Annotated in this window: 17 protein-coding genes; 3 read left to right on the forward strand and 14 right to left on the reverse strand. The window is 74.2% G+C overall.

All coding sequences use genetic code 11. The features are described 5' to 3' along the window. Window positions 1-39: 39 nt before the first annotated feature. The 3 genes from ACFYXE_RS25625 to ACFYXE_RS25635 form a co-directional block, all read right to left on the reverse strand. Complete coding sequence (locus ACFYXE_RS25625; RefSeq protein ID WP_389315997.1) at window positions 40-1,377, reverse strand: enolase C-terminal domain-like protein; 1,338 nt, start codon at window positions 1,375-1,377, stop codon at window positions 40-42. 88 nt (window positions 1,378-1,465) lie between these two features. Further along, window positions 1,466-2,416 carry a 5-dehydro-4-deoxyglucarate dehydratase gene (locus tag ACFYXE_RS25630; RefSeq protein ID WP_389315999.1) on the reverse strand — a complete coding sequence of 317 codons (951 nt, stop codon included), beginning with the start codon at window positions 2,414-2,416 and terminating at the stop codon, window positions 1,466-1,468. 212 nt (window positions 2,417-2,628) lie between these two features. Beyond that, on the reverse strand, window positions 2,629-3,411 hold the full coding sequence (locus ACFYXE_RS25635; RefSeq protein WP_389316001.1) for an ArsR/SmtB family transcription factor: 783 nt from the start codon (window positions 3,409-3,411) through the stop codon (window positions 2,629-2,631). A gap of 64 nt (window positions 3,412-3,475) precedes the next feature. Here ACFYXE_RS25635 and ACFYXE_RS25640 point away from each other — a divergent pair, with 64 nt between their 5' ends. The 3 genes from ACFYXE_RS25640 to ACFYXE_RS25650 all read left to right on the forward strand — a co-directional run bounded on the left by ACFYXE_RS25640 (window position 3,476) and on the right by ACFYXE_RS25650 (window position 7,054). Then, window positions 3,476-4,948: an MFS transporter gene (locus ACFYXE_RS25640; RefSeq protein WP_389316003.1), complete on the forward strand. Its 1,473-nt coding sequence runs from the start codon at window positions 3,476-3,478 to the stop codon at window positions 4,946-4,948. Window positions 4,949-5,074: 126 nt separating this feature from the next. Beyond that, window positions 5,075-5,980: a PhzF family phenazine biosynthesis protein gene (locus tag ACFYXE_RS25645; protein WP_389316005.1), complete on the forward strand. Its 906-nt coding sequence runs from the start codon at window positions 5,075-5,077 to the stop codon at window positions 5,978-5,980. A gap of 126 nt (window positions 5,981-6,106) precedes the next feature. Continuing rightward, a complete protein-coding gene (locus ACFYXE_RS25650) occupies window positions 6,107-7,054 on the forward strand; it encodes an NADP-dependent oxidoreductase (RefSeq protein ID WP_389316007.1) in 948 nt (315 codons plus the stop codon). A gap of 127 nt (window positions 7,055-7,181) precedes the next feature. Here the strand turns inward: ACFYXE_RS25650 and ACFYXE_RS25655 are convergent, their stop codons facing one another. The 11 genes from ACFYXE_RS25655 to ACFYXE_RS25705 all read right to left on the reverse strand — a co-directional run bounded on the left by ACFYXE_RS25655 (window position 7,182) and on the right by ACFYXE_RS25705 (window position 18,696). Further along, the gene (locus ACFYXE_RS25655; RefSeq protein ID WP_389316009.1) at window positions 7,182-8,447 is read right to left on the reverse strand and encodes a lytic transglycosylase domain-containing protein; all 1,266 of its coding nucleotides are present in this window, start codon (window positions 8,445-8,447) and stop codon (window positions 7,182-7,184) included. 74 nt (window positions 8,448-8,521) lie between these two features. Continuing rightward, window positions 8,522-9,496 (reverse strand): hypothetical protein, encoded by a 975-nt coding sequence (locus ACFYXE_RS25660; RefSeq protein WP_389316011.1) that lies wholly within the window; start codon window positions 9,494-9,496, stop codon window positions 8,522-8,524. A gap of 25 nt (window positions 9,497-9,521) precedes the next feature. After that, on the reverse strand, window positions 9,522-10,070 hold the full coding sequence (locus tag ACFYXE_RS25665) for a hypothetical protein (protein ID WP_361164530.1): 549 nt from the start codon (window positions 10,068-10,070) through the stop codon (window positions 9,522-9,524). A gap of 26 nt (window positions 10,071-10,096) precedes the next feature. Beyond that, complete coding sequence (locus ACFYXE_RS25670; protein ID WP_389316281.1) at window positions 10,097-10,741, reverse strand: hypothetical protein; 645 nt, start codon at window positions 10,739-10,741, stop codon at window positions 10,097-10,099. A 245-nt stretch (window positions 10,742-10,986) separates the two neighbouring features. Then, a complete protein-coding gene (locus tag ACFYXE_RS25675) occupies window positions 10,987-11,502 on the reverse strand; it encodes a hypothetical protein (RefSeq protein WP_389316013.1) in 516 nt (171 codons plus the stop codon). After that, complete coding sequence (locus ACFYXE_RS25680; RefSeq protein WP_389316015.1) at window positions 11,499-12,821, reverse strand: MCE family protein; 1,323 nt, start codon at window positions 12,819-12,821, stop codon at window positions 11,499-11,501. The genes ACFYXE_RS25675 and ACFYXE_RS25680 overlap by 4 nt, the downstream gene beginning before the upstream one ends. Beyond that, a complete protein-coding gene (locus ACFYXE_RS25685; protein ID WP_389316283.1) occupies window positions 12,818-14,116 on the reverse strand; it encodes an MCE family protein in 1,299 nt (432 codons plus the stop codon). Before ACFYXE_RS25685 ends, ACFYXE_RS25680 begins: the two co-directional genes overlap by 4 nt. Before the next feature lie 119 nt (window positions 14,117-14,235). Continuing rightward, the gene (locus ACFYXE_RS25690) at window positions 14,236-15,291 is read right to left on the reverse strand and encodes an MCE family protein (protein WP_389316017.1); all 1,056 of its coding nucleotides are present in this window, start codon (window positions 15,289-15,291) and stop codon (window positions 14,236-14,238) included. After that, window positions 15,288-16,388, reverse strand: a complete 1,101-nt coding sequence (locus tag ACFYXE_RS25695; protein WP_389316019.1) for an MCE family protein — start codon at window positions 16,386-16,388, stop codon at window positions 15,288-15,290. Before ACFYXE_RS25695 ends, ACFYXE_RS25690 begins: the two co-directional genes overlap by 4 nt. Next, a complete protein-coding gene (locus ACFYXE_RS25700) occupies window positions 16,385-17,446 on the reverse strand; it encodes an MCE family protein (protein ID WP_389316021.1) in 1,062 nt (353 codons plus the stop codon). The genes ACFYXE_RS25695 and ACFYXE_RS25700 overlap by 4 nt, the downstream gene beginning before the upstream one ends. Continuing rightward, complete coding sequence (locus ACFYXE_RS25705) at window positions 17,443-18,696, reverse strand: MCE family protein (protein ID WP_389316023.1); 1,254 nt, start codon at window positions 18,694-18,696, stop codon at window positions 17,443-17,445. The genes ACFYXE_RS25700 and ACFYXE_RS25705 overlap by 4 nt, the downstream gene beginning before the upstream one ends. Window position 18,697 lies beyond the last annotated feature (1 nt).

Genomic DNA, 18,697 nt, shown 5'->3' on the forward strand with positions numbered 1-18,697 from the left:
CTTCACCCCCTCCGGTCACCCCGCGCGCGGGGTGACCGGTCAGCCCCCGGAGCGGACCAGGCTCGGGCGCTTCGCGTCGAACTGCCAGCCCGGCACGAGGTGGCGCATGCCGATGGCGTCGTCCCGGGCCCCCAGGGCCTTGCTCCGGTACAGCTCATGGGCCGCGCGCAGGCGCTCCTCGTCCAGGGTGACGCCGAGGCCGGGGGCGTCCGGGACGGCGATCTCCCCGTCGACGATGCGGGGCGGGTCGGTCGTCAGGCGCTCCAGGCCCTCCTGCCAGATCCAGTGCGTGTCCAGCGCGTTGTAGTCGCCGGGGGCCGCGGCGCCGCAGTGGGTGACCATGGCGAGGGAGATGTCGAAGTGGTTGTTGGAGTGACAACCCCAGGTCAGGCCCATCGCGTGGCACAGCTGGGCGACGCGCACCGAGCCCTGCAGCGTCCAGAAGTGCGGGTCGGCCAGCGGGATGTTGACCGACTGCAGCGCCAGGGCGTGGGTGAGTTGGCGCCAGTCGGTGGCGATCATGTTGGTCGCGGTGGGCAGGCCGGTGGCCCGGCGGAACTCGGCGAGGATCTCGCGCCCCGAGTAGCCGCCCTCCGCCCCGCAGGGGTCCTCGGCGTAGGCGAGCGTGCCGACCAGCGGGGCGCACAGCTCGACGGCCTCGCGCAGCGACCAGGCGCCGTTCGGGTCGAGGGTGATCCCGGCCTCGGGGAAGCGGTCCTTGAGGGCGCGGACCGCGGCGACCTCCTCGGCACCGGCCAGCACCCCGCCCTTGAGCTTGAAGTCACGGAAGCCGTACCGCGCGTGGGCCGCCTCCGCCTGCCGCACGATCGCCTCCGGGGTGAGGGCCTCCTCGTGCCGCAGGCGGTACCAGTCGACGTCCGCGTCCGGTTCGCGCACGTAGTCCAGGTCGGTGCGGCCGGGATCGCCGACGTAGAAGAGGTAGCCGAGCACGCGCACGGACGCCCGCTGCTGACCGTCGCCGAGGAGGGCCGCGACGGGCACGTCGAGGTGCTGGCCCAGGAGGTCGAGCAGCGCCGACTCGACGGCGGTGACGGCGTGCACGGTGGTGCGCAGGTCGAAGGTCTGGGCGCCGCGGCCGCCGGCGTCGCGGTCGGCGAAGCGGTCGCCGACGGCGCGCAGCACCCGCTTGTAGTCGCCGGTCCGCGCGCCGAGGACGAGCGGCGCGGCGTCGCGGAGGGTCCGCGTGATCCGCTCGCCGCCGGGCACCTCGCCGAGGCCCGTGCGGCCGTCGGAGTCCTTGAGGACGACGATGTTGCGGGTGAAGTACGGGCCGTGGGCGCCGGAGAGGTTCAGCTCCATCGAGTCGCGCCCGGCCACGGGGAAGACGGCGAATTCGGTGACGGTCGGCTGGGTCATGTCGGTCGCGTTTCCTTGTCGGGGAAGGGAGTCGGCGGGGGAAGGACCGGTGGGGAGGGGGCCGGTGGGAAGGGGGCGCCGGGGCGCGTTACGGGGCGCCGACCAGGTCGAGGCCCGCGCCGACGATCTCCTCCAGCTCCGCGAGGTCCGCGGGTCCCGGGTCGGTGAGCGGGGCGCGGACCGGGCCGACCGGCAGGCCGCGGAGCCGGGCGGCGGCCTTGACCAGCGAGACCCCGTAGCCGGGCACCCGGTCGCGGAGTTCGACCAGGGGGACGTAGAAGTCGCGCAGCAGCCGGTCGGCCCGGGCGTCGTCGCGGTCGCGCAGGGCGGCGAAGAAGGCGTCCGCGATCTCGGGGGCGAAGGCGTGCACGGCCGACGAGTAGGCGGGCACACCGACTCCGGCGTACGCGCGTGCCTGGATCTCCGCGGTGGCGGCGCCGTTGAAGAAGAGGAAGCCGTCGGGTGCCGTGAGGGTCAGGCGCTGGAGCCGGTCGAGGTCGCTGTGGCCGTCCTTGAGGCCGATGACGTTCGGGATCCCGGCGATCCGGCGCAGCCCCTCGACGGTGAAGGCGACCTGGTCGCGCTGGTAGGCGATGAGGGGCAGCGCGGTGCCCTCGGCGATCCGGCGCAACTGTTCGACCAGGCCGTCCTGCGGGGCGGCGACCAGGTAGTGCGGCAGGACCAGCAGGGCGTCGGCGCCCGACTCCTCGGCGATCCGGGCGAAGCGGCGGGCCTGCGCCCAGCCGTAGCCGACGCCCGCGACGACGGGCAGCCGCCCGGCGGCGACGTCGACGGTGGCCTCGACGACCGCGCGGTACTCGTCCTCGTCCAGCGAGAAGAACTCGCCGGTGCCGCAGGCGGGGAAGACCGCGCCGGGTGCGGCGGCCAACTGCCCGGTCAGATAGGTGCGGTAGGCCGCCACGTCGAGGCCGCCGTCGCTCCGAAAGCTCGTGAGGGGGAAGGACAGCACCCCGCCCGTCATCCCCGCGCGCAGCCGCTTGACCGTGCTGCGGGCCGCCGCGTCGCCGATCCGTTTCATGAGCCCCGTCTCCATATGCAGATGGTGTCTACGTATGAAGATGGAGGCTAAGTTGGTGAACATGAGGGGTCAATGGGTGGCGCAGGGTGGACCAGTGGGGGCCGCCCCCGAGGACCGAGGGCGCGGTGTCGCCGACGGCGGGCTCGCCGGACTGGCGGTGAACGGGGCGCCGCCGGGCGGGACGGCGGTGCGCGGAGGTCACCGGGGCCGGGTCAGGACAGGACCAGGCCCAGGGTCCGTTCGAGCCCCGCGGCCCCCTCGTCGGTCAGGTGGACCACGCGCGGGCCGACGCCCCGCCGCACCCACTCCAGCGCGAACAGGCGGGCCGTCAGCGCCGCCCCGAGCCCGCCCGCCAGGTGGTGGCGGTGCTCGCTCCAGTCGACGCAGTAGCGGATGGCGGGCCTGCGCGGCGGCAACCGGTCGGCGTCGACGCCGAGTTCACGCAGCCGCTCCCGGCCCGTGCCGGTGAGTTCGTACGTGACGTCGCGCCCGTAGGAGGCGGGCCGGTCGTGCGCGGCCCGCCCGGCACGGTGGACGCCGTCGTGGCCGGTGAGCACGCCGCGGTCCAGCAGCGCGCGCATCAGACCGGCGCCGAGCTGCCCCGCCAGGTGGTCGTAGCACGTGCGGGCGATGTGCAGGGCGTGGGTGCGGTTGCTCTGCTTCAGCGAGGTGATGGGCAGCGGCGGCGCGATCACCGCGAGGGCCTCCAGGGCGGCACTGATGTCCGGCCCGGCGAGCCGGTAGTAGCGGTGCCGCCCCCGCGGCTCGACGGTGACGAACCCGCCCTCGACCAGCCTGGCCAGATGCACGCTGGCCGTGGCGGCGCCGACCCCCGCCTCCCCCGCGAGCGCGCCCGCGGGCAGCGCCCGGCCGTCGGACAGGCACTTGAGCATCCGGGCCCGCGAGGGGTCGGCGATCAGGGCGGCGGCCCGCGCGATGTCGGTCTGGTGCTTGAGCGGCTCACCGCCGGGGGCGGAGCCGGCGGTGTTCGGCATGAGCCCAGCGTACGACGACGACATTTTGACGTACGACGAAGCATCCGGGCCCGAGGATCTGGGCATGACGACAACGGACCTCGGTCACCCCCGGAACGTGCGGGTCGAGCGGGAAGCGGGCGGTGGGAAGCCCCCGCTCGCCCTCGCCCCGCTCATCGCGCTCAGCCTCGGCTACTTCCTCGTCATGCTGGACGTCACCGTGGTGAACGTCGCCCTGCCGGACATCCGCGTCTCGCTCGGCGCCCGCGCCGCCGCGCTGCAGTGGATCATCGACGGCTACAGCACCGTCTTCGCCGGACTGCTGCTGCTCGGCGGCACGCTCGCCGACCGGATCGGGCACCGCAGGACGTTCCTGGCCGGGCTCGCCGTCTTCACCCTCGCCTCGCTGGCCTGCGGGTCCGCCGGATCGGCGGGGGCGCTCGTCGCGGGCAGGCTGGCGCAGGGGGCCGGCGCGGCGCTGCTGGTGCCCGCGTCCCTCGGCCTGCTCCGGGCCACCTACCCCGACCGGGCGGTGCGGGCCCGTGCCGTGGCCGTCTGGGGCGCGGTCGCCTCGGTGGCGTTCGGCGCGGGGCCGGTGGTCGGCGGGCTGCTGGTCTCGGGGTCCGGCGCCGGCTGGCGTTCGGTGTTCTGGGTGAACCTGCCCGTCGCGGCCCTCGCCGTCGCCCTGACGCTGCGGCACATCCCGTCGGCCGCCGCCCGCGCGGGGCACCGCGCGCCGCAGGCGGATCCGCTCGGCCAGGCGCTCGGCATCGTCGGCCTGGTCGCGCTGGCCGCGGGACTCAACGAGGCGGGCCCGCGCGGCTGGACCTCTCCCCCGGTGCTCTGCGCCTTCGGCGTCGGCGTCGCCGCGCTGGCCGCCTTCGCCGCGGTGGAGCGCGCCCTCGAAGCGCGGGCGTCGGCCGGTGGCCGCCGGGCGCCACTGCTGCCGCCGTCCCTGTTCCGGGCCCGCTCCTTCGCCGCCACCGCCGCCGTCGGCCTGCTGATCAGCCTCGGCTACTACGGCATGCTCTTCCTCGTCACCCTGTACTTCCAGCAGGAACGCGGTTTCAGCGCCCTGGCCACCGGCCTGGCCCTGCTGCCGTCGGTGTGCATGGGCCTGATCGCCGCGCCGCTGTTCGGCCGGGTGGCCGCCCGCACCGGCCCGTACGTCCCGATGGCCGCGGGGCTCGTGCTCGGCACCCTCGGCTTCCTCGGCTGGCTCGCCGCCGGACCGGACACCCCGTACCCCGTCCTGCTGTTCGCCCTGGCGGCCACCGGCCTCGGCCAGACGACGACGGCCCTCGCCGCGACCGCCGCCATCGTGGACGCCGCGCCCGCGTCGGGCGCGGGCATCGCCTCGGCCGTCTTCAACGTCTCCCGTCAGATCGGCAGCGCCATCGGTGTGGCCCTGTTCGGCACGTTCGTCACGGCGTCGGCCGGCTTCACGGCGGGGCTGCGGCTGTCGGCGTGCGTGGCGGCGGGGGCGTTCGCGACGGGAGCGGTGCTCGCGGTGGCGACCCGGCGCACCGCGACGGCGCCGCACGCCGCGGCCGGGTAATCCACCTGCCCCGCGCCTCGCGCCTCGCCCACTCAGTCCTCTCCTCCTGTCCCCGACAGACCGCATTCGGACAGCCCCCACCCATCCACTCCCGGACCGTCCACTCCCAGAAGGGCCCCACCTGCCATGACCGACCACGCGCAGACCTCCGCCGCCGGCCGCGACGCCGTCACGGACACTCCCCTCACCCCCGACGTCCTGCACTACACCGCCTTCACCACCAGCCCGGCCGGCGGCAATCTCGCCGGAGTGGTCCTGGACGCCTCCGCGCTGGACGACGAGCGGATGGTGGGGATCGCCGCCGAACTCGGCTATTCGGAGTCGGCCTTCGTGACGCCCGGCCCCGACCCGTCCGACTCCCGTTCCTTCACGCTGCGGTTCTTCAGCCCCAAGGCGGAGGTCGGCTTCTGCGGCCACGCCACGGTGGCCACCGCGGTGGCGCTCGGCGAGCGGCTGGGCGCGGGCGACTACGTCTTCCACACGTCGGCGGGCCGGGTGCCCGTCAGCGTCGTACGGGAGGACGGCGTGCTCAAGGCGACCCTCACCAGCGTGCCGCCCGCCGTGCACGACGCGGCGCCGGACGTCGTGGCGGAGGCGCTGGCCGCGCTCGGCTGGCGGGCCGACGAGCTCGACGCGGCCCTGCCGCCGAGGATCGCGTACGCCGGGGTCCGCCACCTCGTCCTGGCGGCCGCCACCCGCGAGCGGCTCGCCGACCTGGCGTACGACTTCGACCGCCTGCTGGACCTCATGCACCGACTCGACCTGACCACCGTGCAGTTGGTGTGGCGCGCGTCCGGGACCGTCTTCCACGTCCGCGATCCCTTCCCCGTGGGCGGAGTGGTGGAGGACGCGGCGACGGGCGCCGCGGCCGCGGCCTTCGGCGCGTACGCCCGCGAGCTCGGCCTGGTCCCCGCCGACGCGACCCTGACGCTCCACCAGGGGCACGACATGGGGCGCCCGTCGCTGCTGGAGGTGGACCTGCGGGCCGGCGAACCGCGCGTGCGCGTGACGGGCGCGGCGATCGCCGTCTGACTCGCGCCGACACGCGCCCGCGGACGTCCGCCCGCGCGGAGATCCCGCGCGGGACCGCAGACTGGGGTACGCGGCCGCACCCCACGCCGATCAAGAGCCACCCGGCGGCCGCGAGAGGAGCGCACCGTGAAGGCAGCACGTTTCACCCGGTTCGGCGGACCGGAGGTCCTGGAGATCGCGGAACTCCCCGATCCGCGGCCGGGCCCCGGCCAGATCCGGATCGCGGTGCGCGCGGCCGGGGTCAACGCGAGCGACTGGAAGAAGCGCCGGGGCCTGATGGACGAGGAGCTGCCGCAGACCCTCGGGTACGAGGCGGCGGGCGTCGTCGACGAACTCGGCGCGGACGTGCGGGACGTGGCGCTCGGCGACCGGGTCTTCGGCTTCTGCACGGAGGGCGCGGCCCAGGCGGAACTGGCGGTGCTCTCGTACTACGCGCCCGTCCCGCCCTCGCTCGACTTCCCCGGCGCGGCGGCGCTCCCGGCGGCCGTCGAGACGGCCACGCGGGCGCTGGACCAGCTCGGCGTTGACGGCGGCACGCTGCTGGTCAGCGGTGCGTCCGGGAGCGTCGGCGCGGCCGCGGTCCAGCTCGCGGTGGGGCGCGGCGCACGGGTCATCGGCACGGCGAGCCCGGTGAACCACGACTACCTCCGCTCGCTGGGCGCCGAACCCGTCGCCTACGGGGAGGGCCTGGCCGACCGGGTCCGCGCGCTCGCCCCCGACGGCGTGGACCTCGCCCTGGACGTGGCGGGAAGCGGCATCCTCCCCGAACTCATCGAGCTCGCGGGCGCCCCGGAGCACGTGGTGACGATCGCCGACTTCAGCGGCGCGCAGGAGCACGGGGTCCGGTTCAGCAGGGGCGACACGGGCCGCGCGCTCCACGCCCTGACGGACATCGGCGCCCTGATCGAATCGGGCCGCTTCGCTCTGCCGGTCGCCGGCACCTTCCCGCTCACCGACATCGCGGAGGCCCACCGGGCCGCCGAGGAGGGGCACGTACGCGGAAAGATCGTGCTGGTGGTCGGCGGCGCGCGGGGGAACGACGGGCGGGCGGCGTCCCCCGACGTGGTGTCGTAGGACGCCGCCCCGCTCCGGCGGACGCTGCCGCGGCTGCTTCGCTCCTTCGGGTCGCGGTGGAACGTGACGGTCGCCCAGGCGTAGCCGAGGGCGGTCAGGCACCACCCTCCATTTCCGGCCAGCCCCGTCAGTCCGGGCAGGAGGGCTCCTGTCCGGGGTCGGTCGGGTCCGGGGTGGGCGTGGGCGGGGCGTCGGGGCTCTGCGAGGGGCCCGGGGAGTCCGTCGGGCAGTCCTGCGGGGTGGACGGGGACGGGGAGGGGTCCGACGGGGACGGGGAGGGGTCCGACGGGGACGGCGACGGAGTGTCGGACGGGGAGGGGCCGGGGTCCGACGGGGAGGGATGCGGGGTCGGTGAGGGGCGCGAGGAGTGGGAGGGGGAAGGGGACGGTCTGCCCGGGTCGGGGCCGATGATGATGCCGCCGTCACCGCCCTTTCCGCCCTTGTGCCCGTCCTTCCCGTTCTTCCCGTCGCCGTGCTTGCCGCCCTTGCCGGCCTTGCCCCCGCGGCCGTCCCTGTCGACCGGCTTCTTCGCCTGCTGGTCGCCGCCCGCTCCCGGGGAGCGCGGGATGACGCCCTTGCCGTCGGGCACCGCGTGCACGCCCCCGCGGTAGAAGGCCAGCCAGGAGCGGACCAGTTCGAGGTAGGAACGCGAGTGGTTGTAGCTGAGGACCGCCCGGTCGAGGTCGGCGGCCCGGCTCAGGTCGCGTCCCCCCGCGCACAGGTAGTGCCCGGCGGCCAGGGCCGCGTCGAAGACGTTGTTGGGGTCCTCGCGGCCGTCCCCGTTGCCGTCCGCGCCCCAGCCCGCCCACGTCGACGGCAGGAACTGCATCGGCCCCACCGCCCGGTCGTACACCGTGTCGCCGTCGTGGACGCCGCCGTCGCTGTCCCGTATCAGCGCGAAGTTCCGGCCGTCGAGCGCCGGTCCTGTGATCCGGCCGAGCGTCGTGCCGTTCCGGTCGACCGAGCCGCCGCGCGCCTGTCCGGACTCCACCTTGCCGATGGCGGCGAGCAGTTCCCACGGCAGCGCGCAGCCGGGATCCGTCCGGCCGACGGACCGCTGCGCCGCCCGGTAGGCGCGCAGCACGGTCCCCGGAATGCCCGCCTGGGCGCCCGCGTGGACGGCCCGCTCGGTGCGCGCCGGGGCGTCGGGCGACACCAGCGGCGGGAGTTCGGTGTGGTACGAGCCGTCATCGGGCGGGGCGGCCTCCGAGTAGGAGGGGTCCGCGGCCGGGGCGGGGGCGTCGTCGGCGGCAGCCGCGCGGGCGATCTCCGTGTGGGGGAACCCGGGCGCCTGCGAGGCGGTGAGCGCCGCCACCGCGGTCACGGCGACCGCGGTGGCCCGCAGCCCCTGACGGGTCCGTGCGGGCAGGCGTCGGGCACGGTTTTCGGGCATGGTCTGTCTCTCCCTGCTGGGTGGGGCACTCCCTGCTGGTCCTGGTGCTCTCTGTTCCTGGTCCGCGGGCGGGGTCAGCGGCTGAAGGTGTCGATGCCCGAGACGAGCCAGCGGCCGCCGTGCCGTTCGACGTCGACGGCCAGCATCGCCCCGGCATACGAGCCGTTGTCCTCGGCCTTCTTGCCGCCGGCCGTGCTGACGCTGCTCTGGTCGGCGTAGACCAGGACGCGGGCCCGGTCGCCGTCGATGCGCTCGACGGCGCTGTCGGTGACCGTGGTGGTGATCACCGCCTTCTGCCGGTCGGCGCGCGTGCGGATGCCGCCGAGCAGGTCCCGGTGCTGGGCGACGGCACGCCCGGTCAGCCACCGCTTCGCGGTCTTGTCGTACGTGCCCGCGTCGGCGTGGTCGTACGAGAAGAGCACGGCGACGGCCTTCGCCGCCTGGCCCTTGATCTCGCTGGTGCGGGCAGTGTCGGAGAGGGCGGAATTGCGGGCGGCCGGGGCGTCGTTCAGCGCGTCGGCGCGGGACTGCGCCCAGCCGGCGAAGCCGCCGAGGAGGAGCGTCACCAGGCAGAGGGCCACGAGGGTGCGGTTGCGGACGGACGGTCGGCGCGTCTTCTCGCGCGGTGGGTCCGTGGCCTCGGCCGTACTCGCTTCCGCGGCCTTGGACTTGGCGTTGGACTTGGACTTGGCCGGGGAAGTGGACGTGGACTTGGGCTTGGCCGTGCTCGTACTGTCCGTGGCTGTTTCTGCCGCGTCCGCCGTCTCCGCCGCTTCCTTGGCCGTGTCCGTGGCCGCGGCTCCGGCCTTTGTCGTGGCGGGAGTCGGTGAGGCTGGTCGCGACGTCGCCGTCGCCCCGGGGCCCGGACGCCAGGTGCGCGCGGGCCGCGGCTGGGCGCGCGTCTCCTCGGGCGTCTCGGCGACCTCGGTGGCGGTCGACGAGCGCGGGGCTCCGCGGGGCGCGGAGCCCTCCGTCGCGGGCGGGGTGCGGAGGGCCTCGCGGGCCTGGCGGCGGCGCAGGTTGTTCAGGTGGTGGCGGGTCGTCGGCATCGTGTGTCGTCCTCTCCTGCGGCCGTCAGCCGGCCGACGTGCCGCCGACCGGGGCCTGGCCCAGGGCGCTCAGCTTCCAGTCGCCGTCGGTGCGGGTCAGTTCGCCGAGCATCCGGCTGTCCTTGTCGGTGCTCGCGTCGCCGGGCGCCTTCACCGTCACCCGCAGGGCCACGAGCACGCGGGCCCGGCCGGCCCGGTCGTCGAGTTCGGTGAGCGCGCCCGAGAGCACCTTGGCCGTGGTCACGGTCTTGGCGGTCTTCACCTGGGCGGCGAACTTGTCCCGTCCGGAAACCAGTTGCTCGTGCAGCTCCCCGGTGGTGGAGGACTCCCAGAGGTCCAGGCCGCGGTCGATGCCGCGGTGGTCGAGCGTGTTGAGGTTCTGGACGGCCTGTTCCCCGGCGGCGAGTGCCGCGTCGCGCTGCTCGGCGTAGCCCGTGCTGTCGTCGTGGGCCGCCCGGTACCAGCCCCACCCCGTCCACGCGGCGAAACCGCCCGCGATCAGGGCCAGTGCGAGGGCGAGGGCCGTGACCGGCGATGCCCCGAGCCGGGCCCGTACGCCCGTGCCGCGTCTCATCCCTGTTCTCCTCTCCGCGCGCCCGCTCAGCGGGTCCTGATGTCGACGATTCGCCACCGGTCGTCCTCCCGTTGCGCGGTCACCGTGAGCTGGGCCGCCGCGGCGGTGTCCGCCTTTCCGCGGTGCGAGATCTGGTCGAGGAAGACCAGCAACCGGGCGCGGTCCCCGTCGAGTTCGATCACTCCGGTGCGTACGGCCTGAGTGCTGAGGGTCACGCGCCGCGCGGCGAGGTCCTTGCGGACCCGGCCCATCAGCTCCGTGTACTGGCGCTCCGCCCGCCCGGCGAGGACCGAACGCGCCGCGCTCTCGGTGGTGTCGAGGCCGTCGGGCGTGTACGAGAAGATGTGCGCGAGGGCGTTGCCGACGTCACCGGCGACCCGGGTGGTCTCCTCCGCGTCGGTCAGCGCCTGGTTCCCGGCGGACGGATCGGACCTCAACTGGTGTGCCCCGTAGAAGAATCCGGAGCCGCCGAGGACGAGCAGAGCGGCGCACACGGAGGGGACGACGTACCGGACGAGGACCCGCGACCGTCGCAGCCCACCCCCACGACCAGCCGAACCCTCCCCCTGCCCCTCCTCCGAGGCCTCCCCCGAATCCGCGTCAGCATCCACCGCCGAAGCCACCCCGGAGCCCGCCTCCGAAGCCACCTCGGGGTCCGCCTTCGAGGCCACGTCGGAGCCTGCGTCCGCGGTCACCTCGGGGTCCGCCTTCGAGGCCACGTCGGAGCCTGCGTCCGCGGCCACCTCGGGGTCCGCCTTCAAGGCCACGTCAGGCCCCTCCCGACCCGGCGCCTCCGGAACCGCCTCCGCGACCCCCTCGACCGCCTCCGTGCCCCCCTCACCCCGCTCGGGCCTCGCCCCCTCCTCCGCACCGGCGACCGGCCCCCGGCGCAGTCCGAGCTGCGGCAGTCGTGCCATCAGTCCTCGTCCCCCTTCGCCGTCCGCGCGAGCGGTACCGCGTTCAGTGCCCGTACCTTCCACTCGCCCTCGCCCGTGCGGGCAAGGACCGCCTCCAGGCGCTTGCGGTCCGTGGTCGGCGTCTTCTTGCCCTCGGGGGTGACCTCGACACGCACGGTGGCGATGATCTTGGCCGTGCCCGCGCGGGTGTCGAGGCCGGTGAGCGCGGCCTCGGTGACCGTGCCCCGCGCCGAGGCCCCCGTCCTGGGTGCGGTCTCGCGCAGCTCGTCCCGCAGCGGCCCGGTCGACGCGGCACGCCAGTCCTCGATGCCCGCCCGCGCACGCTGCCGGGACGAGGCGTCGAGGGTGTTGAGCACGGCGATCGCGGTGCGCCCGTCGGCCAGCGCCTCGTCGCGCTCACGGCCGTACGCGAGGGAGTCGTCGCCCCGCGCCTGCGCGTACGTCCACGCCCCGGTGCCGCAGAACGCCAGCGCCACGGCGAGTCCCGCCCCGGTCAGGACGCGCGCCCGCCTCACCGGCCCGCCCCCGGACCGGACGAGCCGGCCGGATCCGCGCCGAGCAGCCCCGCGAACCCACTCGCCCCGGTGCCGCCCGTGCCCGGCAGGGCCAGCGCGCCCGGCAAGGACGCGCCGGACTTCGACGGGGCCGCCCCCGCCGCACCCGTACCGCCCGGGCCCCCGCTGCCCGAGAGCAGGGAGCCGGGGCTCGCCGGGTCGGGGACCGCGCCGCCCCGGGGCGCGTTCGCGGACCCGCGTACGTTGACGCCGCTCGCGGCCGGTGCCGTACACCGGGCGGCGGTGTTGAGGGCGGGGGCGGTGCCGAGGTCGAGGCCCGTCCGGTACCGCGTGCCGCCGTAGCCGTCGGTGCACGGCAGCGGCTTGAAGAAGGTGACGGCCAGGCCGAGTTTCATCGTTCCTCCGTCGACGGCGGTGGCTCCGGCGGAGACGGCCGCCGGATACTTCACGAGGAGTTCCTCGATGCCGCGCTGCCGGGTGACGGCGACCTCGGAGGTGGTGAGCAGATTGGCGAGGACCACGCCGAGGCTCGGGTCCAGGTCCCGGAGCACGCCGCTGACCTGCGTGGCGGCGTCCGGTGTGACGGTGAGCAGGCGCCGCAGGTCGGCGTCGGAGCCCTTGAGGGTGCGGGCGAGGTCCGTGGCGCCGTCGGCGAAGCCGCGGATGGCCTTCGCCTCCTCGGCCTGGGTGCGCAGCACGGTCTCGCCGTCGTCGAGCAGCCGGGTGGTCGACGGCAGGTTGCGGTCGGCGGCCTCGATGAAGGAGCTGCCGTTGTCGAGGAGTACCCGCAGGTCGTCGCCGTGCCCCTGGAAGGCCTTGCCGAACTCCTCGACGACCGTGCGCAGATCCTTCAGCGGCACGGAACGGACCAGGTCGTTCACGCTGGTGAGCACGGAGGTGACGGGCGCGGGCACCTCGGTCTCCGGCTGTGCGATCCGGGCGCCGTCGACGAGGTGGGGCCCGTCGTCGCTCTCGGGGCGCAGGTCGATGTACTGCTCGCCGACCGCGGAGAGCCCGGCCACCACGGCCCGGGTGTCGGAGGGGATGCGCGGGGCGGACTTCTTGATGCGCAGCTCCGCGACCACGCCGTCCGCGGTGAGCTCGATCGGCCCGACCCGGCCCACGGACACGCCCCGGTAGGTGACGTCGGAGTGGGTGAACAGGCCGCCGGTGCGGGCGAGTTCGACCTTGACGGTGTAGTAGTCGGCGACGCCGACGTACCGGCCGAGGTCCGCGTAACGAATGCCGAGGAAGCCGAGGACCAGGACGGCGATGAGGAGGAAGGCGAGGTTCTTCAGGCGTACGGCGAGGGTGATCATCTCTGCGCGTCCCCCTTCCCGGAGTTCCCGGAGTTCCCGGAGTTCCCGGAGTTCCCGGAGTTCCCGGAGTTCCCGGCCCGCGCCGGCGCGGAGGCGGGGCCCGACGCGGACCCGGAGTCGGGCGTCGAGACGGACGGCAGCGGCAGCGGCGCCGAGGGCGAGGCCGTGGCGCCGGGGCCGGACCGCTTGCCGGATGCCGCGCGCCGCTCGCTCCCCGCCGTGGGCGTCGGGGTGGGCGAGGGGCGGGTCTGCGGCACGAGGGGCGGGATCACCTGGGTGCCGGGCACGGCCGTCATCTTCAGGTACACGTTGAGGTAGTCGCCCTTGACCCCGTTCATCACCTCGTCGGTGAACGGATAGGTGAGCAGCACCTGGAGGGAGTCGGGAAGGTCCTCGCCCGCGTCGGCGAGGGCCTTGAGGGTGGGGGCGATGGCTTTGAGGTCGGCGACCATGTCGTCCTTGCTCGCTTTGACGGTGGAGACGGCGACCCCGGACAGCGTGTCCAGGGAGCGCAGCATGGTCAGCAGGGAGCCGCGCTGTTCGTGCAGGGTCTTCAGGCCGGGCGAGAGGTCGGTCAGGACGGTGCGCACGTCGTCCTTGCGATCGGCGAGGGTGGTGGCGAGCTGGTTGACGCCGTCGAGGGCGTCGGTGATGTCACCGCGGTGGTCGTCGAGGTTCCCCACCAGTTTCTCGACCCGCCGCAGCACGGAGCGGACCTCGGGTTCGCGTCCGCCGAGGGCCTTGTTGAGTTCCCCGGTGATGGTCTTGAGCTGGTTGACGCCGCCGCCGTTGAGCAGCAGGGACAGCGCGCCGAACACCTCCTCGACCTCGGTGTTGCGGCCGGTGCGGGCGAGCGGGATGACGGCGCCGTCGCCGAGTCTGCCCCGGGCGGAGGAGCGGGGCGGTGCGACGAGGCTGACGTACTTCTCGCCGAGCAGGCTGGACTGTTCCAGGCGGGCCCCGGCGTCCCGGGGCAGCCGGACGTCGCCGTTGATCTCCATGGTGACGCGGGCCGACCACGCGTCGCCGCCCAGGCGGATGGAGCTGACCCGGCCGACGGCGACGTCGTTGACCTTGACGGCGGCGTGCGGCACCAGGCTGAGGGCGTCGTCGAGTTCGGCGGTGACGGTGTAGGGGTGGGAGCCGAGGTCGGCGCCGCCCGGCAGGGGCAGGTCCTCGATGCCGTCGAAGCGGGGGGCGCTGACGGTGAACGCGCCGAAGGCCAGCGCGAAGCCGAGGCCGAGGGCGAGGAGGCCGCCGAGGCCCGCGCCGGTGGCGGCGCCGGTGGTGAGCACCCGCCGCCGTACCGTGCCGCGCGGCCCGTCGGCGCGGTCCTCGTCGGTGGCACCCGTCGAATCCGTGCCCGGGGCGTCCGCCGGCTCCGGGGCCGGGCCCCTGCGTCGTGGGACGCGCTTCACCGCTCTCCCTCCCCGGTCGCCGAGGGCGAGGCCGAAGGTGAGGCCGGGGGCGACGGTGTGGAGCCGCCGGTGGCCGGCAGGGGCAGCAGGGGGCCGCCCATGCTGATCTCGTTGAGGTTGGCGCGGCCGTCGATCCTGCCGCTGTCGGAGTCGTAGGCGCCGACGAGGTTGCCCGCGGCGAGCGGCGCGACGTCGAGGGCCTCGGCCAGCGCGGCGCGCTGGCGGACCAGGGTCTTGGTGATCGGGACGAGCCGGTCGACGTTCCCCTTCAGCTCGCCGCGGTTGTCCTTGATGAAGGTCTTCACCTTGCCGAGGGCGGTGCCGAGTTCCTTGAGCGCGCCCGCGAGGTCGTCCTTGTTGTCGGCGAAGTAGCCGACGACGGTGTCCAGTCGTTCCTGTGCGGTGCGGACGTCGGTGTCCTTGTTCTTCAGCATGGTGGTGAAGGTCTGCAGGCTGCGCAGGGTGGCGAACAGGTCGTCGCTCGACCCGTCGAGGGTCTTGGTGGCCTTGCCGAACTCCTCGATGCTGCGGCCGATGTCCTCGCCGTTGCCGTCGAGGTTGGCCGCACCGGTCTTGAGCAGGTCGGACAGGGCGCCGGAGGAGTTGGCGCCGTCCGGCCCCAGCGCCTCGCCGAGGTCGGTGATGGAGGCGTAGAGCTGGTCGATCTCGACGGGGGTGCGGTTGCGTGCGGCGGGCAGCACGGCGCCGTCGTCGAGGGCGGGGCCGGTGCGGTAGGCGGGGGTGAGCTGGACGTAGCGGTCGGCGACGATGCTGGGCGCGACCACCAGGGCCCGCGCCGACGCGGGTACGCGGACTCCGTCGTCCACCGCGAGTTCGACCCGTACCCGGGTGCCCTGGGGGTGGACGGACTTCACCTCGCCGACCCGGACGCCGAGGATGCGCAGGTCGGAACCGGCGTAGATGCCGACGGCACGGTCGAAGTAGGCGGTGATGCGAGTGCCGGTGGAGTCCAGGGCGCGCACCGTGACGATGCCGGCGGCGACGACGACCAGGGCGATCACGGCGGCGAGGAGTTTTCTGCGTCTGCTCATCGCGCACCGCTCCCCCGGGCCGCCGACTGCTTGGGCGGCATGCACGACGTCGTGGGCCCGGACCGCGCGGGCAGGTAGTCGCGGGGCACCACTCCGCACAGGTAGCTGTCGAACCAGTGGCCATTGCCCAGGCTGTTGCCGACGAGCCGGTAGTAGGGGCCGACGAGGGCGAGCGTCCGGTCCAGCTGGCCGCTGTTCTTCTGCAGGACGGTGGTGACGCGGCCGAGCGCCTTCAGCGTGGGGCCGAGCTGTCTCTCGTTGTCGTCCACCAGGCCGGTCAGTTGGGTGCCGAGGGCGCGGCTGCCCTTGAGCAGTGCGGTGATGGCCTTGCGCCGGTCCTGGAGCTCGCCGAGCAGCGGACCCGCGTCCTCGATGAGGGTCTCGAAGCTGGACTTCTTGTCCTTCAGCGTCTTGGTGAACCGGGCGCTGCCCTTGAGGAGTTCGGACAGTTCCCGGTCGCGCTTGGAGACGGACCGGGACAGGTCGGAGAGTCCGGTGGCCGCCTTGCGGACGTGCGCGGGCGACTTCTCGAAGGTCTTCGAGATCGTCTCGAAGCTCTTGGCGAGCTGCTGGGTGTCGATGGCGTCGACGGTGGAGCCGAGGTCCTGGAACGCCTGGGTGACGTCGTACGGCGAAGTGGTCCTGGAGGCCGGGATGCGGTGGCCGGCGTCCTGCTCGGCGGTGCCGAGCGGGTCCAGGGCCAGGTACTTGTCGCCGAGCAGCGTCTTGATGGCGATGGCGGCGGTGGTCCGGTCGCCGATCCAGGCGTCCTTGACCTCGAAGCTGACCTTGACCCGGCCCCGGTCCAGCGCGACGCCGGTGACCTCGCCGACCTTGACGCCTGCGACGCGCACCTCGTCCCCCTCGTCGAGCCCCGCCGCCTCGGTGAAGTCGGCGCTGTAGGTGGTGCCGCCGCCGGTGAGGGACAGCCGGTCGGCGTTGTACGCGAACACGGTGAGCAGGGCCAGCAGGAGCAGGCCGACGAGGGCGACCGCGATGGGGCTGCGCTCCCTGACGGGCTTGAGGCGCGGCGGGCGGGAGCGGCGGGGCGCGGGAGCGGGGGTGTCGGGGCGTTCGGGCCGCGTCAGCAGGGTCATGCGCCGCACCTCGCTTCGGTGACGGCGATGCCGGTCGGTGGCTTCGCGCCGGTGGAGGTGGTCACTCCGTCCACGCGGGCCTCGCAGAGGTAGAGGTTGAACCAGGAGCCGTAGGAGGAGAGCCGGCCGAGCGCGGTCAGCTTGGCGGGGGTCCGGTCGAGGAAGTCCTCGATCTGCGGGGTGGCGCCGCCGAGGTGGTCCGAGAGGCGGCCCAGTTCGCGGATGTCCTTCTTCAGGGGCGCGCGGCCCTCCTGGAGGAGGTCGGCGGTCACGGTGGTCAGGTCGCCCATGGCCGTGACGGCCTTGCCGAGCGGCTTGCGGTCCGCGTTGAAGCCGGTGACGAGCTTCTGGAGGGTGTCCACCAGGTCGTCGAATCCGTCCTCGCGGTCGTTGAGGGTGGTGACGACCGTGTTGAGGTTCTTCACCACCTGCCCGATCACCTTGTCCTTGGCGGCGACCGTCGTGCTGACGGAGCCGATGTGGCGGATCAGGCTGTCCACGGTGCCGCCCTCGCCCTGGAGGATCTGCACGATGGATCCCGCGAGTTCGTTGACGTCCTTCGGGGAGAGGCCCTCGAAGAGCGGCTTGAAGCCGTTGAAGAGCAGGGTCAGGTCGAGCGCGGGCACGGTCCGGTCGAGCGGGATGGTCTCGCCCGCCTCCAGCGTCCCGGAGAGGTCGCCGCTGCCGCGGTCCAGGGCGATGTAGCGCTGCCCGACCATGTTGAGGTACTTCACCGCGGCGGTGGTGGACGTGGGCAGGCTGCGGTCGTCGCGGACGGTGAAGGTGACCTGGGCGGTGCGCCGGTCGACGACGCGGACGTCGGTGACCTCGCCGACCTCGACCCCGGAGATCCGTACGCTGTCGCCGTCGATGACACCGGTGGCGTCGGTGAACAGCGCCTTGTACGAGAGGGTGTTCTCGCCGACGCCGGTGCCGGAGACGCTCAGCCCGAGGACGGCCGTGGCCAGCGCGGTGACGACCAGGAACACGAGGGACTTGAGCACCGGGCCGGTCAGCGGGCGGCGCCGGGTGTGGGCGGTGGTGGGCCGGGGCGTCATCGCAGGGTCACCTCCGTGCCCCGCAGGGCCGGGCCCGCGAGGAGGCTGCTCCACTCGGGCAGGGCGGTGGGTGCCTTGCCGGTGGCGGGGGCCAGGAGTTCGTTGACGAGGTCGTTCTCCTGCGGCGAGTTGGCGGGGCCGAGGTCCTGCCCGGCCGTCGCGGGGGCGGGGACGGCGGGTTTCGCGGTGACGCCGAGGTAGGGCACGGGGTAGCAGCGGGGGCCGCCGCCCGCGCCGTAGGAGGGGGTGTCCTTGCCGGGGCGGTAGGCGCCGCGGGACGGGGTGGTGGTGACGTCGACGTGCAGCCCCGGCCGGTCGGTGCCCTTGCCCAGCGCCTTGTCCATGGCCGGCACGAAGTCGGCGAGGGTGCGCAGCGTGCAGGGGAAGGCCGAGGAGTACTCGGCGAGGAGCTCCAGGGTGGGCCGGGAGGTGGCGGAGAGCCGGATGATGTTGTCCTCGTTCTGCCGCAGGAAGGCGGTCAGGTCCTCGGCGGTCCTGGTGGTGGCGCCGAGGGTGCCGGACAGTTCGCTCTCCTTCTCGGCCAGCGTGCCGCTGGTGGTGGTGAAGTCGGTGAGCGCCGTGAGGACGTCGGGGGCGGCGTCGGCGTAGACGTGGCTGACCTTCACGAGCTCTTTCAGGTCGCGGTTGAGGGTGGGCAGGTGGGGGTTGAACTTGCGCAGGTGCGAGTCGAGCAGGGTGAGCGTCTCGCCGAGCCGCTCCCCGCGTCCCTCCAGGGCCTGGGAGACGGCGGACAGGGTGGCGGAGAGGTCCTGCGGCCGGACCGCGGTGAGCATCGGCAGCACGTTGTCGAGGACCTGCTGCAGTTCGACGGCGCTCGCGGAGCGGTCCTGCGGGATGACGGCACCGGCGGCCAGCGTCCGCGGGGCGGGCGACGGGGGCGGTACGAGGGCGACGAAGCGTTCGCCGAACAGCGTGGTCGGCAGCATCTGGGCGCGCACGTCGGCCGGTATGCGGTCGAGGGTGCCGGGGCGCAGGGCGAGGGTGAGCCGGGCGCCGTCGTCGGTGGCGTCGATCGAGCGGACCTCGCCGACGACGACTCCGCGCAGCTTGACCTCGGCGCCCCGGTGCATCTCGTTGCCGACGCTGCCGGTCTCCACGACCACCCGGGCGGAGTCGGTGAACTGCTTGTCGTAGACGGCGACGGCGAGCCACACCAGCAGGGCGGGGACGACCAGGAAGACCACACCGGCGAACCGGCGGCGCGCCGTCGCGCCACGTGCACCGCTCATG

This window comes from Streptomyces sp. NPDC002564 (assembly GCF_042889645.1).
Taxonomy (GTDB): Bacteria; Actinomycetota; Actinomycetes; order Streptomycetales; family Streptomycetaceae; genus Streptomyces.

Bases quoted from the DNA above. Each gene is read 5' to 3' on its own strand.
- ACFYXE_RS25630 (WP_389315999.1), bottom strand. From the start codon at position 2,416: ATGAAACGGATCGGCGACGCGGCGGCCCGCAGCACGGTCAAGCGGCTG.
- ACFYXE_RS25625 (WP_389315997.1), bottom strand. From the start codon at position 1,377: ATGACCCAGCCGACCGTCACCGAATTCGCCGTCTTCCCCGTGGCCGGG.
- ACFYXE_RS25655 (WP_389316009.1), bottom strand. From the start codon at position 8,447: ATGCCCGAAAACCGTGCCCGACGCCTGCCCGCACGGACCCGTCAGGGG.
- ACFYXE_RS25665 (WP_361164530.1), bottom strand. From the start codon at position 10,070: ATGAGACGCGGCACGGGCGTACGGGCCCGGCTCGGGGCATCGCCGGTC.
- ACFYXE_RS25695 (WP_389316019.1), bottom strand. From the start codon at position 16,388: ATGACCCTGCTGACGCGGCCCGAACGCCCCGACACCCCCGCTCCCGCG.
- ACFYXE_RS25635 (WP_389316001.1), bottom strand. From the start codon at position 3,411: ATGCCGAACACCGCCGGCTCCGCCCCCGGCGGTGAGCCGCTCAAGCAC.
- ACFYXE_RS25660 (WP_389316011.1), bottom strand. From the start codon at position 9,496: ATGCCGACGACCCGCCACCACCTGAACAACCTGCGCCGCCGCCAGGCC.
- ACFYXE_RS25700 (WP_389316021.1), bottom strand. From the start codon at position 17,446: ATGACGCCCCGGCCCACCACCGCCCACACCCGGCGCCGCCCGCTGACC.
- ACFYXE_RS25645 (WP_389316005.1), top strand. From the start codon at position 5,075: ATGACCGACCACGCGCAGACCTCCGCCGCCGGCCGCGACGCCGTCACG.
- ACFYXE_RS25680 (WP_389316015.1), bottom strand. From the start codon at position 12,821: ATGATCACCCTCGCCGTACGCCTGAAGAACCTCGCCTTCCTCCTCATC.
- ACFYXE_RS25705 (WP_389316023.1), bottom strand. From the start codon at position 18,696: ATGAGCGGTGCACGTGGCGCGACGGCGCGCCGCCGGTTCGCCGGTGTG.
- ACFYXE_RS25690 (WP_389316017.1), bottom strand. From the start codon at position 15,291: ATGAGCAGACGCAGAAAACTCCTCGCCGCCGTGATCGCCCTGGTCGTC.
- ACFYXE_RS25640 (WP_389316003.1), top strand. From the start codon at position 3,476: ATGACGACAACGGACCTCGGTCACCCCCGGAACGTGCGGGTCGAGCGG.